Source organism: Cetobacterium sp. ZOR0034, from assembly GCF_000799075.1.
In the GTDB taxonomy this organism is placed as follows: Bacteria; Fusobacteriota; Fusobacteriia; order Fusobacteriales; family Fusobacteriaceae; genus Cetobacterium_A.
In genome coordinates this window covers 1-13,388 of record NZ_JTLI01000076.1, presented here as the reverse complement: position 1 = coordinate 13,388, position 13,388 = coordinate 1, and the positions used below count along the sequence as shown (strand labels likewise).

Annotated in this window: 17 protein-coding genes and 1 CRISPR repeat array; of the genes, 6 read left to right on the top strand and 11 right to left on the bottom strand. The window is 27.0% G+C overall.

Annotation, left to right across the window (positions count from 1 at the left end):
• Positions 1–122 precede the first annotated feature (122 nt).
• Positions 123–2,736: a CRISPR direct-repeat array (repeat unit 30 nt; unit sequence CTTTTAATCTAATCAGTATGGAATGTAAAT).
• Between the two features lie 417 nt (positions 2,737–3,153).
• The 3 genes from L992_RS11950 to L992_RS11940 are packed head-to-tail and all read left to right on the top strand — an operon-like array spanning position 3,154 to position 4,859.
• On the top strand, positions 3,154–3,582 hold the full coding sequence (locus tag L992_RS11950; protein ID WP_047396502.1) for a DUF488 family protein: 429 nt from the start codon (positions 3,154–3,156) through the stop codon (positions 3,580–3,582).
• A gap of 15 nt (positions 3,583–3,597) precedes the next feature.
• The gene (locus L992_RS11945) at positions 3,598–4,230 is read left to right on the top strand and encodes a hypothetical protein (protein ID WP_047396499.1); all 633 of its coding nucleotides are present in this window, start codon (positions 3,598–3,600) and stop codon (positions 4,228–4,230) included.
• A gap of 8 nt (positions 4,231–4,238) precedes the next feature.
• Positions 4,239–4,859: a DUF488 family protein gene (locus tag L992_RS11940; protein WP_047396498.1), complete on the top strand. Its 621-nt coding sequence runs from the start codon at positions 4,239–4,241 to the stop codon at positions 4,857–4,859.
• A gap of 22 nt (positions 4,860–4,881) precedes the next feature.
• On the opposite strand, the gene L992_RS11935 is transcribed toward L992_RS11940, so the two are convergent.
• From L992_RS11935 to L992_RS11890, 11 genes are all read right to left on the bottom strand, one after another.
• Positions 4,882–5,949: a site-specific integrase gene (locus tag L992_RS11935; RefSeq protein ID WP_047396495.1), complete on the bottom strand. Its 1,068-nt coding sequence runs from the start codon at positions 5,947–5,949 to the stop codon at positions 4,882–4,884.
• Between the two features lie 2 nt (positions 5,950–5,951).
• Positions 5,952–6,131, bottom strand: a complete 180-nt coding sequence (locus L992_RS11930) for a hypothetical protein (RefSeq protein WP_047396493.1) — start codon at positions 6,129–6,131, stop codon at positions 5,952–5,954.
• Positions 6,132–6,251: 120 nt separating this feature from the next.
• Positions 6,252–6,959 (bottom strand): hypothetical protein, encoded by a 708-nt coding sequence (locus tag L992_RS11925; protein WP_047396490.1) that lies wholly within the window; start codon positions 6,957–6,959, stop codon positions 6,252–6,254.
• Positions 6,956–7,654: a ParA family protein gene (locus L992_RS11920; protein WP_047396488.1), complete on the bottom strand. Its 699-nt coding sequence runs from the start codon at positions 7,652–7,654 to the stop codon at positions 6,956–6,958. Before L992_RS11920 ends, L992_RS11925 begins: the two co-directional genes overlap by 4 nt.
• Positions 7,645–7,959 (bottom strand): hypothetical protein, encoded by a 315-nt coding sequence (locus L992_RS11915; protein WP_047380976.1) that lies wholly within the window; start codon positions 7,957–7,959, stop codon positions 7,645–7,647. Before L992_RS11915 ends, L992_RS11920 begins: the two co-directional genes overlap by 10 nt.
• Positions 7,960–8,079: 120 nt before the next feature.
• Positions 8,080–8,307 carry a hypothetical protein gene (locus tag L992_RS11910; protein ID WP_047380978.1) on the bottom strand — a complete coding sequence of 76 codons (228 nt, stop codon included), beginning with the start codon at positions 8,305–8,307 and terminating at the stop codon, positions 8,080–8,082.
• On the bottom strand, positions 8,307–9,251 hold the full coding sequence (locus L992_RS11905; protein WP_047396485.1) for a helix-turn-helix domain-containing protein: 945 nt from the start codon (positions 9,249–9,251) through the stop codon (positions 8,307–8,309). Before L992_RS11905 ends, L992_RS11910 begins: the two co-directional genes overlap by 1 nt.
• A 17-nt stretch (positions 9,252–9,268) precedes the next feature.
• On the bottom strand, positions 9,269–9,397 hold the full coding sequence (locus L992_RS13860) for a hypothetical protein (RefSeq protein ID WP_255359912.1): 129 nt from the start codon (positions 9,395–9,397) through the stop codon (positions 9,269–9,271).
• A 101-nt stretch (positions 9,398–9,498) separates the two neighbouring features.
• Positions 9,499–9,951: a hypothetical protein gene (locus tag L992_RS11900; RefSeq protein WP_047396482.1), complete on the bottom strand. Its 453-nt coding sequence runs from the start codon at positions 9,949–9,951 to the stop codon at positions 9,499–9,501.
• A 106-nt stretch (positions 9,952–10,057) separates the two neighbouring features.
• Entirely contained in the window at positions 10,058–10,252 is a 195-nt protein-coding gene (locus L992_RS11895) for a hypothetical protein (RefSeq protein WP_047396480.1), read from the bottom strand.
• A 64-nt stretch (positions 10,253–10,316) separates the two neighbouring features.
• Positions 10,317–10,523, bottom strand: coding sequence for a helix-turn-helix domain-containing protein (locus L992_RS11890; protein ID WP_047396478.1), 207 nt, complete (start codon positions 10,521–10,523; stop codon positions 10,317–10,319).
• A gap of 166 nt (positions 10,524–10,689) precedes the next feature.
• Here L992_RS11890 and L992_RS11885 point away from each other — a divergent pair, with 166 nt between their 5' ends.
• The 3 genes from L992_RS11885 to L992_RS11875 are packed head-to-tail and all read left to right on the top strand — an operon-like array spanning position 10,690 to position 13,215.
• The gene (locus L992_RS11885) at positions 10,690–11,157 is read left to right on the top strand and encodes a helix-turn-helix domain-containing protein (protein ID WP_047396475.1); all 468 of its coding nucleotides are present in this window, start codon (positions 10,690–10,692) and stop codon (positions 11,155–11,157) included.
• Positions 11,158–11,166: 9 nt separating this feature from the next.
• Complete coding sequence (locus tag L992_RS11880; RefSeq protein WP_047396473.1) at positions 11,167–11,706, top strand: hypothetical protein; 540 nt, start codon at positions 11,167–11,169, stop codon at positions 11,704–11,706.
• Positions 11,707–11,727: 21 nt separating this feature from the next.
• Positions 11,728–13,215 (top strand): DUF4041 domain-containing protein, encoded by a 1,488-nt coding sequence (locus L992_RS11875; protein ID WP_052193990.1) that lies wholly within the window; start codon positions 11,728–11,730, stop codon positions 13,213–13,215.
• Positions 13,216–13,388: the final 173 nt, after the last annotated feature.

Here is a 13,388-nt window from a genome sequence, read left to right as displayed (position 1 = left end):
TAAATTCTGATTAATGGTTTGAGTAATGTTCTGATTTTTTCTGCAATTAATTTTAGAATCTACTTGCAATACACAGAATGTAAATGAGTAAGGTCCTAATTTATTCTCTCTTTTTAAGAATTCTTTTAATCTAATCAGTATGGAATGTAAATACAAATGTATTGGTTGGAGAAGATGTTGTAAATGAACTTTTAATCTAATCAGTATGGAATGTAAATTTTAAATGTTTGAAGTATGACAAAGAAAAAGGATTGTCTTTTAATCTAATCAGTATGGAATGTAAATTATGTAGCTGAGGTTAGCGAATTTAATAAAAATCTTTCTTTTAATCTAATCAGTATGGAATGTAAATGTATCTGTTTTACTTGATGAGTTAAGTTGTTTCTTCTTTTAATCTAATCAGTATGGAATGTAAATTCATTCCACTTTCGTGAGATATTACAGTTAAGTTATCTTTTAATCTAATCAGTATGGAATGTAAATAAATTTGTTACTGAAAGTGGAGATTTTAGCAAGAAGCTTTTAATCTAATCAGTATGGAATGTAAATCAAAAAACAAAAGGTCATAAACCAGTAAATAGCTATACTTTTAATCTAATCAGTATGGAATGTAAATCTTATTGCGGCTGGAAAAAACGAGATAGCTCAATCCTTTTAATCTAATCAGTATGGAATGTAAATACAAACTTTACCGAAAGGTATTTCTCCGTAAAAGTTTTCTTTTAATCTAATCAGTATGGAATGTAAATATGTATCCCAGAAAGCTCTATATCAGCTTTTAAAGCTTTTAATCTAATCAGTATGGAATGTAAATTCTGTAAAGGATTTTGCTCTTATCCAACAGATTGACTTTTAATCTAATCAGTATGGAATGTAAATGATGAAAATGTTGTGGGCAATATTTAACGACTTAGGAACTTTTAATCTAATCAGTATGGAATGTAAATATTATTACAATAAAAGAGATGTGATGGATTCGGAGTTCTTTTAATCTAATCAGTATGGAATGTAAATACAATTGATGTAGAAGAATTAACTAAACATCAATCCTTTTAATCTAATCAGTATGGAATGTAAATTGATGAAACGATAACTAACTTTTCGAACTCGGCTACTTTTAATCTAATCAGTATGGAATGTAAATAAATCTAAGAAGATATCTTTGAAAGGAAAAGAAATTCTTTTAATCTAATCAGTATGGAATGTAAATTATTTCTGAGCTATTCCTCTCAATTGTGTTGAGTATACTTTTAATCTAATCAGTATGGAATGTAAATAACGAATATGTGATCTATAATAATAGAGATAGGATGCTTTTAATCTAATCAGTATGGAATGTAAATTATATAAAATCATATATAGAAAAACGAATGAAAGAAATCTTTTAATCTAATCAGTATGGAATGTAAATGATAGTGTTTTTATGATAGGTTGCGAACATGCTGCTTTTAATCTAATCAGTATGGAATGTAAATTATAATGAACATGTACTAAATGATATATTCAATTTAACTTTTAATCTAATCAGTATGGAATGTAAATATTGTAAACGCTAGTGGTAAGCTAGAAATGAGAGTTCTTTTAATCTAATCAGTATGGAATGTAAATAAAGCTTATAAATATGCTTTTGAGCTTACAAAAGACTTTTAATCTAATCAGTATGGAATGTAAATTATGATTTAGAAATGCGAAGAAAAACAGATACAGCAACTTTTAATCTAATCAGTATGGAATGTAAATTACAACTAGCATATGACAAAATGGAAACTATTGATGTCTTTTAATCTAATCAGTATGGAATGTAAATTCTGTTAGAATTATCTCTAAATTATAGTTATCTTTTAACTTTTAATCTAATCAGTATGGAATGTAAATTGGTAAAAACATGGTTTTAACCACTTGGGGAAGAGACTTTTAATCTAATCAGTATGGAATGTAAATACAGTTACACAAGGTATAAAGATATTCGATGAAATCTTTTAATCTAATCAGTATGGAATGTAAATGCCTTTCACTTCTATGTGATTTTCTAAAAATGATTTCTTTTAATCTAATCAGTATGGAATGTAAATTCATAATCTCTTTTGTAAGATTCAACTTCTTTCTTTCTTTTAATCTAATCAGTATGGAATGTAAATAAAGTTTTGTTGAGTTCTATTCTGAACTCTTCAATTCTTTTAATCTAATCAGTATGGAATGTAAATACAAGAGTGCAAACTCCAGATGGAGATTACGAGTTGCCTTTTAATCTAATCAGTATGGAATGTAAATTAGAAAGCTCAGTTATAACAATAGAAATATTATCTACTTTTAATCTAATCAGTATGGAATGTAAATGAAATTACAAAATCTAATAATTTCTTTTTTGAACCCCTTTTAATCTAATCAGTATGGAATGTAAATAAATTTTAAACAATTGCATAGTATAAAGTAAATCCATCTTTTAATCTAATCAGTATGGAATGTAAATAGCACTTGGACCAGTAATATCTAAAGTTTCAAATATCCTTTTAATCTAATCAGTATGGAATGTAAATACTTGCTGGAGATATGGCTTTAGCTTTCTCTAGAAACTTTTAATCTAATCAGTATGGAATGTAAATTTTTAAACCTCCATTAATTCGCATTCTTTAGTCATACTTTTAATCTAATCAGTATGGAATGTAAATGATTTTATTTGCTCAAAATACTCTCTTTTTAAATTAACTTTTAATCTAATCAGTACGGAGTAATAGATTGTAAAATTTTATGAAAGAACCAATCTATTGTTTATGGTAATATGAAAAGGTTGCAAAACACATAAAATGGGACCATTAAGAACCCAGCAATAAAAAAACACCTTGAAAACCATTGGTAATCAAGGTGTTTTATATTTTAAATTATTATTCCCACTCAACTTTGAAAAAAATGCTTATTTTTAAATGTATTGATTTTATTAGGTTTTTAATGGGTCAAAAATTTAAAAATAAGTATTTTTTACTGTTTTTTTAATAAAATGGGTGCATTTTGGGTGCACTTATCTTAACGGATTTATAGTTAATTAATATTTTATTATAAAAAATAAAGTATGAAAGACTTGAAATAATTAAAAAAATAAGGTATATAAATATTGTTTGTTATTAAAAAATTAAGAAATTTAAAAATGGAGGAATAATGACTGTATTCGATATAGGAAGTAGTGGAAAAAGTGCAGAAACTTTTTTTAACACATTAAAAACATCAGGAGTTAAAAAACTTATAGATATAAGATTAAATAATACTTCTCAATTAAGTGGTTTTACTAAAAAAAATGATTTTAAATTTTTTCTAAAGGAAATTATAGATGTAGAATATGAACATATTTTAGATTTTGCACCTACAAAAGATATTTTAGATGATTTTAAGAATAAAAAAATAAATTGGCAGCAATATGAAAACAAATATATAAAATTATTAGACGATAGAAAAATAAAAGAAAAATATAAAGATTATAACTTTAATAATTGTTGCTTTTTATGTAGTGAAGTAAAAAATACAAATTGTCATAGACGATTATTGAAAGAATATTTATTTAATAGTAATGATAATAAAATAAGTTTATAGAGGGGGACGATAATAATGAATCTAATTATTTTGGCAAATTCGGTTATGCATGGACAAAGTTGTATAGCAGGGAAAGAATTGATAACAAATACATGGGTTAGATTAAAAGGGGGAAATCTATCGGGAATAACAGACTCTGAGCAATGCTTAAATAATCCAAATTTATGTATTCTCTCTTGTCCCTGTCATAATTTTAAAAAGCCTAAACTTTTAGATATTATTAATGTTAATACAGTAGGACTATTACCTCCTGTATTAGCTCATCAAACTGAAAATCATCAAATAACTCCAATTACTCCTTGGCAATATATTAATAAATTATCAATTCAAAATATAGCATCATATTTAGATAATCCTAGTGATATTTGGGGATCAGATGATAAAATATCTATAGAAAATCTTCCAAATAATTCACTATATTTTTTGGAAGTTGAAGTAATATATCTATATAGGAATAATTTTAATAGGAGAAGAGCACGAATAGAATACAACGGAATATTTTATGATTTAGGAGCTACGGCAAAAGAATTTGATAATCTTCATGCAAAATATGGAAGCGGAAATTTCTCTGCATATGTTACAATTAGTTTAGGAGAGATATTTAAAGGGCATGCATATAAATTAGTAGCAGGAATTATAGAAAAATAAGGAGTATTATGGAATATAAATGTTATACAATAGGGTATTCAGGAATAAAAATAGAAAGGTTTATAGAAATATTAAAGGAAAGAAATATTAATTGTGTAATTGATGTTAGGAGTACACCTTATAGCAAATATGTTCCTGAGTATAATAAAGAAGAATTAAAGAAAAGCTTAAAAAAAAATAATATTGTGTATTCAAATTTTAACAAAGAATTTGGTGCAAGAAGAACAGAAGATGAAGTTTATTCAGAGGATGAAATTGTTGATTTTGAAAAAACTTTAAAACTAGATATTTTTAATGACGGAGTAAAAAGATTAAAAATAGGATATGAAAAAGGGTATAATATAGTTTTAATGTGTTCAGAAAAAAATCCATTGGATTGTCATAGATTTTCAATGGTTTCAAAAGGGCTAAATAATAAAAGATTTAAGATTATACATATTCTAGAAGATAATAAAGAGATTTCAAATGAAAATTTAGAAGAAGAGATGGTTGCGAAGTTTTTTCCCAACTATATGCAAATAAATTTATTTGAAAAGAGTAGATCTTATTCTGAACTTTTAAAAGATGCATATAGAAAAACAAATGAAATTGTCGGTTATTCAAGAAAAAAAGAAAATATAGAAGATTAAAAGGTATAGAGATTTATAACCTCTATACCTTTCCTAATAACTCCATCATCTCCTTATTACTATTAGGAAATAGATGAGAATAAGTATTTAAGGTTGTTTCAACCTTTTCATGTCCCAATCTTCTAGCAATAGCTAGAGGATTAACACCTAAATGAATAAGTAAGGATGCGTGTGAATGTCTAAGATCATGTATCCTTATTTTTTTTACTCCAGCAATTTCTGAATGCTTTTTCATAGCATGCTCAAAAATATATTTGGTATGAGGAATTAACCTTGTTCTAGGTTTTGGTTTATACAGTGCTGTTAGGTAGTTTTGTAATATTGGAATCAATTGAGCAGGCATTTCAATAATTCTTTTACTCTTAGGAGTTTTAGGTTCAGTAATTACATCCTCTTTATTTAATCTCTGATAAGACTTGTTAATATTTAAAGTTTCATTTTCAAAATCAATATCTTTTATTTCAAGAGCTAGGAGCTCTCCAACTCTAAGACCACACCAGAATAAAATATTAAATCCTGCATAAGTAGCAGGGTAATCTTTAAGAGTTTCAATAAATAATTTAAACTCTTCTGGTGTCCAGATATTCATTTCTTCAGCATGTTTCTTTCCAATACTTCCAGCTTTATGGCAAGGGTTTTCTTGTAATGAATGAAACTTAATAGCATAGTTAAAAATAGCTGTAAGCTGATTATGAATAGTTTTAATATAAGTTTGACTATATGGATTTCCACTACTTGGGTTTATAGCTTTTAAAAGTTCATTTTGCCATTTTCTAATTATAACTGGAGTAATGTCACTCAGTTTTAAATTTTTAAAAAATGGTAATATTTTCATTTCAATTATATATTTTTTATTGATGATAGTGTGTTGTCTCAATCGATGACTCAAGTCTTCTATATAAAGCTCATACAAGCTTTTAAATGTCATACTGACTTCAAATTTATATTTAGATAGAAATTCTCTTTCGTATTCAAGAGCGTCTCTTTTAGTTTTAAAACCTCTTTTAAAAGTTCTAATTCTTTTTCCTTCGTAATCTACATAATAGAAACGGGACATCCAAGTCCCGTTCTTATCCTTAGTTGCTGGCATAATTAATCTCCTTTTGTTATTCCAAATCGCTCTAATAGATAAAGTTTATTAACTCTACCTCTGATTATTAGATATCCCTTTTCTTTCATTTCTTTATTAATTTCTCTAATGATTTGATAAGCTTTACCATTTCCAACATTGCAAAGTTTTGCAACTTCTTCAACTGCTATCATAGTAGACATAACAACCCTCCTAATTATAATTTATAAATTTAAACTTGTATTTAATAACTATCTATCTATCTATCTATCTATCTATCTATCTATCTATCTATCTATCTATCTATCTATCTATCTATCTATCTATTTAATTAATTTAATATTATTTTTATTGTCAAATTCTAAGCTTCTATCAGCTAAAGATTTTTTAAGTTCTTTGATATATTTCTCAAATAGATCAATCTCTTTTTCAACCTGAGATATTTGTTTTGAATCCATAGCTGATATATTTTTTCTTAACTTTTCAAAATTTTTATAGTTGACACATTTTTTAGTTTCTTTCTGAATAAGAGGTTCAATCTTATATCCCTCCTCTAGTTCTATTATATCTTCTTTTAGAGTACTTCTAGCCTCTATAAAGCATCTAATGTCATCAACTTTTATAAGTTCCAATTCCACAGTGTCATAAACAATATTTATATCAAGGTCCTTACCTGTAAGTAGTTTAACTGCCTGAGTTGAAAGACTTGTTATATATTGAGCCTTATCTGGAAAGTTCATATATAAATCATATCTTTTTAGAAGCTCAGATACTTTATCTTTACTCAATCCAATATTTTCATACCAGGCCATAAAGCTACCTTCAGACCTTTTCAATTTTAGAGAATTTTCATAAAGAGCCTTACAAACTTTATATAAAGATTCAGACATATTTCGGAAGTTCCGAAATATAATAGCTTCATTTTCAATAACCTCTTTTTTGATATCTTCCTCAATTTCATACTTTTCAAATTCGAATGAACTTTGATAATCCTCTTGTACTTTTGCTTTTAAACTAGCCAATGCTTTCATAGTATCTCCTCGATCACAGTCACAAAACTTTCTTGTATTGTTTTAATTTTTTTAGAGTTAGATTCCCAGATTGTTTTTCCATCATCAATCAGTTTTCCAATTGTTGCACTTTGACTTATTGGAGCAGTTAGATGTATTTCAAAAGGCTCTAAGACCTCTTTTAATCCATTATAGTATTCTTTCTCTTTAGCTGTTTTAGTCCATTTGTTTATGATAACTGATTTGACTTTTCTAATTTCAACTCCTTCTAAAAGTGAAGTTATCGAGTTTATAGTTACCTTATCAGCAAATCCAGGAACAACTACTTTATCTGCTAATTCAACAAAGTACTTATCTATTCCAACTACAGGTGTAGAGTCTATTAAAATATACTCATATTCCTCTTTAAATGCCTCAAATAGCCGTTCCAATCTCTCTTTGGACTGTAGGTTCAAGTGTGATGTTTTGAGAGGGATAAAAAATAGATTTTCTCTTAATCTTATTAAGTCACCAGTTCCAGTTTTTATCCATTTTTCAAGTCCTGAGTTTGAAACTGTTTTTTCCATTCCAGCATATTCTAAAATGTTATTTTGATTATCAGATGTTACAATCAAAACTTTTTTATTTGTAACATGTTGTAGTCCGTGAGCAAGTTGGAGAGTTATCCAACTCTTACCAACTCCCCCTTTATTATTTTTAATTAAGATTACTGACATTCTTCTACCTCCGATAAATTAATACCTAACTCTTTTTCGATAATTTTCTTTAAAGAACACTTTCCTTCACCAGGAATCATTCTGTCTTCTATTTCAGCTATTTGATGGATTTTATTGAAAAACTCATCAATATCTCTAGATTGGCTTTTGATTTGTACTAGCTCCTCTTCTAAACTAAGTTTATAAACAATTTTGAAAGCTTCAAATTGTACAACTTCATTTGAAGTTGAAGCCTGTATTATTTGATGTTTTTCTAAAATCTCCATAAGATTTTTAAAGTCGTTTTTATTAAGTTTTATTATCATTTTATCCTCCAAGATATTTTTTTAATTGACATACAAGAAGGCTCAGTGTTATACTCTCATTGCAACCTGAGGGTTTAGTTCTAGGACTGAACCTTCTTTTTTATTTTTTGTAAATTCTATTTAAATCATTCCTTTCGAGTTACAGAAATAGATTGGAACCTCTTTACCACCGTTATTGGCTTTTATAATTTCACCATTAACTTTAGCAATTCTAGCTTCAAGTCTTGATCTCTTTTGCTTGAGCTTTCTTAGAGCTTGTTCAGACTCGGTTATATCTGATTTAGTCATATCTAATTCAGTATTAAGTGAATTTCTTAATCTGATTAATTCCTTTTGCTTATCATCCATTATCCCACCTCTTTCAATGCTTTGATAACTTTTTCAGTGTAGTTATTGATTAACTCTTCATCCATACCAGTACAAGATTTTTTAAATTTTTGAATTATCTCATCGTGAGTATGATAATCTTTGAAACATTGGTAAAAGTCAATACAGTCATTTGCTATTGTTACAATTACTTTTTCAGCTTTAGGTTTTTGTGTAGTTGATTTAGGTGAAACTTCTTTAGCTTGGAAGTTCCAAAGACCTCTAACTGATTGCACAAGAATACTGTTTAGGTTTTTAGCAAATCCTTGTTGAACTTCAAGTTTGCATTTTTCATAGAGAGCATTAAACTCTGCTTCTGTGATATTTGGATTACTTGATAGGATATTTGCTTTTGTACTTGAATCTAAAATATTTAAAAATTGACTACTACTACTTTCTTTTTTTGGTTCAGTATTTATTTCAGTAGTAGTAGAATTAGTATTAGTTATATTAGTATTAGTTACCGTAACATTTTTGTTACCCGTACGCTCCTCATAATTGTTACCCGTGCCATCCTCAAATTTGTTACCTGTATATTTACGAGTAACACTTTTGTTACCCGTAGAATTAGATTCGTTGTAGTAATAAAATACTCCTTCAATCTCTTTCAATGTAGTTTTAATTAAGTTTGAAATGTTCTTTTGATCCTTCATATAAGTTTTGATATTTTCAGCAGTGTATAAACGTCTTTCAATAACTTTAAATCCAATTTTTATTTGATTGGCAAATAGATATCCAAGTTCGATTAGTTCGCTTATATCTCTACTAATACTTTTCTCATGCTTGTTAAGTTTAATAGATATACTCTCGTTTGTAGCAAAACAATATCCAACCTCGTTATCTGATAATTTATTTATAGCAGCATATGTTTTAAATAGTGCTGGACTTAAATCTTGCATAGCATCCCAAAAATTTTTATTGTTCATTTGTTCCTCCAATAGAATTAGTATTTAACATTTAGTAATTTGCTTATATCTTTAAAAATGGAATCCATATTCCCTTTGAAATAGTATCTTTCACCTTGATGGAAAATACTTGCTTCTATAGTATTTGATAAAACTTTTATTCTCATAAAAAAAACCTCCCTATTTGCAAAAAGTATTTGCATTTTTAGGAGGTATACTCTATAATATCTTTGCGAGAGATATTGGTGGGTGAGTATACCTGCCTTTTTTATTTATTTAAATTTTCTTTATTTTCTCTGATTAGTTTCTCTTCAACCATTGAATTTTCAATTCTTAGTTTTTCTCTACATCTAGCAGCATAATTGATTAAATATGTTCTTACATCATCATCAATCTTTTCATAGTAAAGCTCATCTCTTTTTAAAATCTCAAAGCTTTTTTCAAATTTATCATTAAAACTTTTAATCTCTTTTTTTAATGACAAGAGTTCTTTTTTTATTTCCTCTAAATTTTCTAAAGATAATATTTTTTCATATCGCTTATCAAAATGGATGTTCATATCAAATTTCCATTTCATAAGTCCAAACATTTTCTCTCTTCTTTCGTCATCCAATTTATCATTAACACTTGCGTGTCTAAGAGCTTCTTCAAAAGTCATGATATGACATTGAAGATTCATAGACCTTTCAAGTGCTAAAGAGTTGCTACTTTCTGTTCTCATAGATAACCTCCTAGTATATTTTGTTCAAAAACTCTGTTAGAAGCCACCATAGGGGAATGATGACCTCTAATAGAGTGCCTACCATAAAAGCGAGTAGGCAACTTAATTATGAAAGGTGTTCAAATAAAATTTTACTGACGATAGAAACATAGTTCCAAAAATAATTACCATGTATAGCTTCTTCAAAAAAGTTTTTTTCAAAACTTTTCATATCAGAAATTTCAATTTCAATTTTATCTTCAAGTCCATAAAACTTAATCTCTTTAATAAGATTTTCAACTAATTCCAATTTATCTACCATAACAACCTCCGTTTTAAAATTTTGATTTAAATATTTATGGTAATATGTAAGTTAATTACATAACTTACATATTCATAAAAAATAATGTTGCATCAATATTTAAAATTTTTAAATATTTTTTAATTGTTTTTATATTTGGTTCTCTGCCATTTTTCCACTGTTGGATATTAGTGGTAAGGGTTTGCCTAGAAATAGATAGCTTCTTAGAAAATGAAGATTTTGATAAGTTTTGATTAGATAATTCTTGCTCTAAAAAAATTCCAAAGTTCAAAATTTACCTCCTTTGTACGTTTTGTAGTTTACAAGTATAAATATATCATGCTTTTATTAAAGTGTCAATTATAAAACTTACATTTTGTTAGAAAGTTTGTTTAAAAACTTACTATTTAAGAATAAAATACGGTATAATTTAATAAAAATTAAAAGGGTGGTGTGATATGAAGGCAGGAGATTACTTAAAGCTGAAAAGAAACGAAAAAAAACTTTCTTTGAGACAGATGGCGTACAAAACAGGACTTTCACATACTTACATATCTGATATAGAAAAAGGTTCTTTGATGGGGACAACTGAAACTCATGAAAAAATAATGGAAAGTTTAAATTTAAGCTCTGATGAAAAACAATTTTTTTATAATCTATTAATTAAATCAGGGTCGTTGCCAAAATATATTGAAGATAAAATATACTTTTTAGAAACAGAAAATGAATTATTAAGAAAAGAATTAGAAGAATGTAAAAATCAATTAAATATTGAAAGTAATAGCAACAATGGGCATATTATCGTAGGAGATGGGAATAAAATCAATCATTCTTATGCTGGAACTGAGCTGTGCAAAGAGATGAATGAATTAAGTGAGATACAAAAAGAAAAAGTATTAAAATTTATAAACGAATATATAAAATAAGGGGGAGGAATGAGTAAAGAGAAAAAGAAACAGTTGTTATTACTAATTTTTTTACCGATTGCTGTTTATAGTACCTATTTACTTGGGAAAAAATTTCTAAAAGGAGAGAGAAATAACTTATTGTGGTTGTCTCTATTTAAGTTATTTGTAGATATACCATATTATTTTATTGTAATAGGTTTGATTTGTATTGAAAAGCAGTATTTAGTTGGAATAATAATGTTATTGATAGTATTTTTAGGCTGTAGAAGTTTTAAGAGTACATATAAGAATGATGTACTAGAAGAAAACTCTAAAATCTCATTAGGTAAAGATAGAAGTAGTGAAAAAAAAGAAGAACTAAAATATAGTGAATTAGTGATTGAAGAAAAGTTTTTGGGGACAGGAGAGGTATTTAAATTTAAATATTCTGAAATAAATATGCACCACATTAACCAGGAAGTGATTATAGAGTATTTGTATACTCTAGATAATCAATGGTATATAAAAGCATATGATTTAAACTTAAAAGCTCTAAGACACTTTAAATTAAGTAAGATATTTTTATAAAAAGTTGGAGGGAATAAAGTTATGTTATTAATCACTATCATAGCGTTAATATTATTGGTAAGATATTTAATTTCTAAAAAAGAAATTTTATTAGAAAGTAATAAAGGATTGGAAAAAAAATCAAAGATGCTTCAAGAAGAGATAGAGAGACTTAATTCGGTTATTAGAAAAACTGCAGAGAGAGAAGGTATAGCCCAAACAGTTAAAGGATTAAGTGAAGAAGTTTCTTTAAAACAAAAACAAATTAAAGAAATAACTGAAGAAATTCAAAAAAGACTTGAATCTGAAGAAAGTGAAGTATTATTTAAAAGAAAAGAAGTTGAAAACTTAAAAATAGAAATAAATAATAAAATTAATGAATTAAACAAAGAAATAACTGAAAAAAATGAAAGAATTATATTTTTAAATAATGATTTAATAGAGTTGGAAAAACAAGATTTTATCTTATATTCAGGTTCATATGAAGGAGATGAGTATGATTTTGAAGAATCTATAATGTATCAACAAGAATTGAAAAATATAAAAGATAAACAAAAGATATTGATTACTTTAGATGATGCAATAGAAAAAGATTATAATTATAATTCGAAGCAAGCAAAAGATTTAACAAAGTTAGTTATACGTGGCTTTAATGGAGAGTGTGATTTAATTTATGCAACTGTAAAATATACTAATTTAGAGTCTTGTGAAGCAAAAATTATAAAATCGTTTACAGCAATAAATAGGCTGGCTAAGACTTCTAATTTTAAGATTAGCGATGAATTTTTAGAATTAAAGCTAAAAGAATTATTGTTGATTCAAGGCTATAAAGAGATGAAGCAAAAGGAGCAAGAAGAACAAAAGTTAATAAGAGAAGAGATGCTACAAGAAGAAAGAGCCAGAAGAGAGTATGAAAAAGCTATTAGAGATGCAGAAATAGAAGAGAAAAGACAAGAAAAAGCTTTGGAATTGGCTCGAAAAGAATATGAAAAAATTATGTTGAGTAAGAACGAGGAAGAAAGAGAAAAATATGCTGAAAAAATAGCAGAGTTAGAAAAACAATTACAAGAAGCCCATAATTCAAAAGAGAGAGCAGTTTCACAAGCTCAATTAACAAGGGCAGGACATGTATATGTTATTTCTAATATTGGATCATTTGGAGAGGATATATATAAGATAGGAATGACAAGAAGATTAGAACCTTTAGATAGAGTAAAAGAATTAGGAGACGCGTCGGTTCCATTCCCGTTTGATGTACATGCCTTAATATATTCGGAAGATGCTCCAGCATTAGAAAGAACACTTCATAAACAATTTAATGATGAGAGATTAAATCTTGTGAACCAAAGAAGAGAGTTCTTTAACGTAAAACTTGAAAAAATTGAAGAGGTTGTAAAAGAGCATCATGGAGAGTTTAAGTTAACTAGAATAGCTCAAGCAGAACAATATAGACAAAGTTTAAAATTAAGGGAACATCATATAAAACCAATATTTAATGAAGATGAAGAAGAGTTAGAAGAAGTTGTATAAAAAAATTCATATTTTATTAAATAATAAAATTGGGGGAGATATGTAAAAAATGGATGAAATTCAAAGCAAGAAGTCTAAAAAAATTGATATGGTAAAGAATAATGATTTAACAAGTGGTTATCTGAGTTCAGAATTAAACTCACTAACAGGACAAATGTTAGGTTTAAAAACGA

Bases quoted from the DNA above. Each gene is read 5' to 3' on its own strand.
- L992_RS11950 (WP_047396502.1), top strand. From the start codon at position 3,154: ATGACTGTATTCGATATAGGAAGTAGTGGAAAAAGTGCAGAAACTTTT.
- L992_RS11945 (WP_047396499.1), top strand. From the start codon at position 3,598: ATGAATCTAATTATTTTGGCAAATTCGGTTATGCATGGACAAAGTTGT.
- L992_RS11940 (WP_047396498.1), top strand. From the start codon at position 4,239: ATGGAATATAAATGTTATACAATAGGGTATTCAGGAATAAAAATAGAA.
- L992_RS11935 (WP_047396495.1), bottom strand. From the start codon at position 5,949: ATGCCAGCAACTAAGGATAAGAACGGGACTTGGATGTCCCGTTTCTAT.
- L992_RS11930 (WP_047396493.1), bottom strand. From the start codon at position 6,131: ATGTCTACTATGATAGCAGTTGAAGAAGTTGCAAAACTTTGCAATGTT.
- L992_RS11925 (WP_047396490.1), bottom strand. From the start codon at position 6,959: ATGAAAGCATTGGCTAGTTTAAAAGCAAAAGTACAAGAGGATTATCAA.
- L992_RS11920 (WP_047396488.1), bottom strand. From the start codon at position 7,654: ATGTCAGTAATCTTAATTAAAAATAATAAAGGGGGAGTTGGTAAGAGT.
- L992_RS11915 (WP_047380976.1), bottom strand. From the start codon at position 7,959: ATGATAATAAAACTTAATAAAAACGACTTTAAAAATCTTATGGAGATT.
- L992_RS11910 (WP_047380978.1), bottom strand. From the start codon at position 8,307: ATGGATGATAAGCAAAAGGAATTAATCAGATTAAGAAATTCACTTAAT.
- L992_RS11905 (WP_047396485.1), bottom strand. From the start codon at position 9,251: ATGAACAATAAAAATTTTTGGGATGCTATGCAAGATTTAAGTCCAGCA.
- L992_RS13860 (WP_255359912.1), bottom strand. From the start codon at position 9,397: ATGAGAATAAAAGTTTTATCAAATACTATAGAAGCAAGTATTTTCCAT.
- L992_RS11900 (WP_047396482.1), bottom strand. From the start codon at position 9,951: ATGAGAACAGAAAGTAGCAACTCTTTAGCACTTGAAAGGTCTATGAAT.
- L992_RS11895 (WP_047396480.1), bottom strand. From the start codon at position 10,252: ATGGTAGATAAATTGGAATTAGTTGAAAATCTTATTAAAGAGATTAAG.
- L992_RS11885 (WP_047396475.1), top strand. From the start codon at position 10,690: ATGAAGGCAGGAGATTACTTAAAGCTGAAAAGAAACGAAAAAAAACTT.
- L992_RS11880 (WP_047396473.1), top strand. From the start codon at position 11,167: ATGAGTAAAGAGAAAAAGAAACAGTTGTTATTACTAATTTTTTTACCG.
- L992_RS11875 (WP_052193990.1), top strand. From the start codon at position 11,728: ATGTTATTAATCACTATCATAGCGTTAATATTATTGGTAAGATATTTA.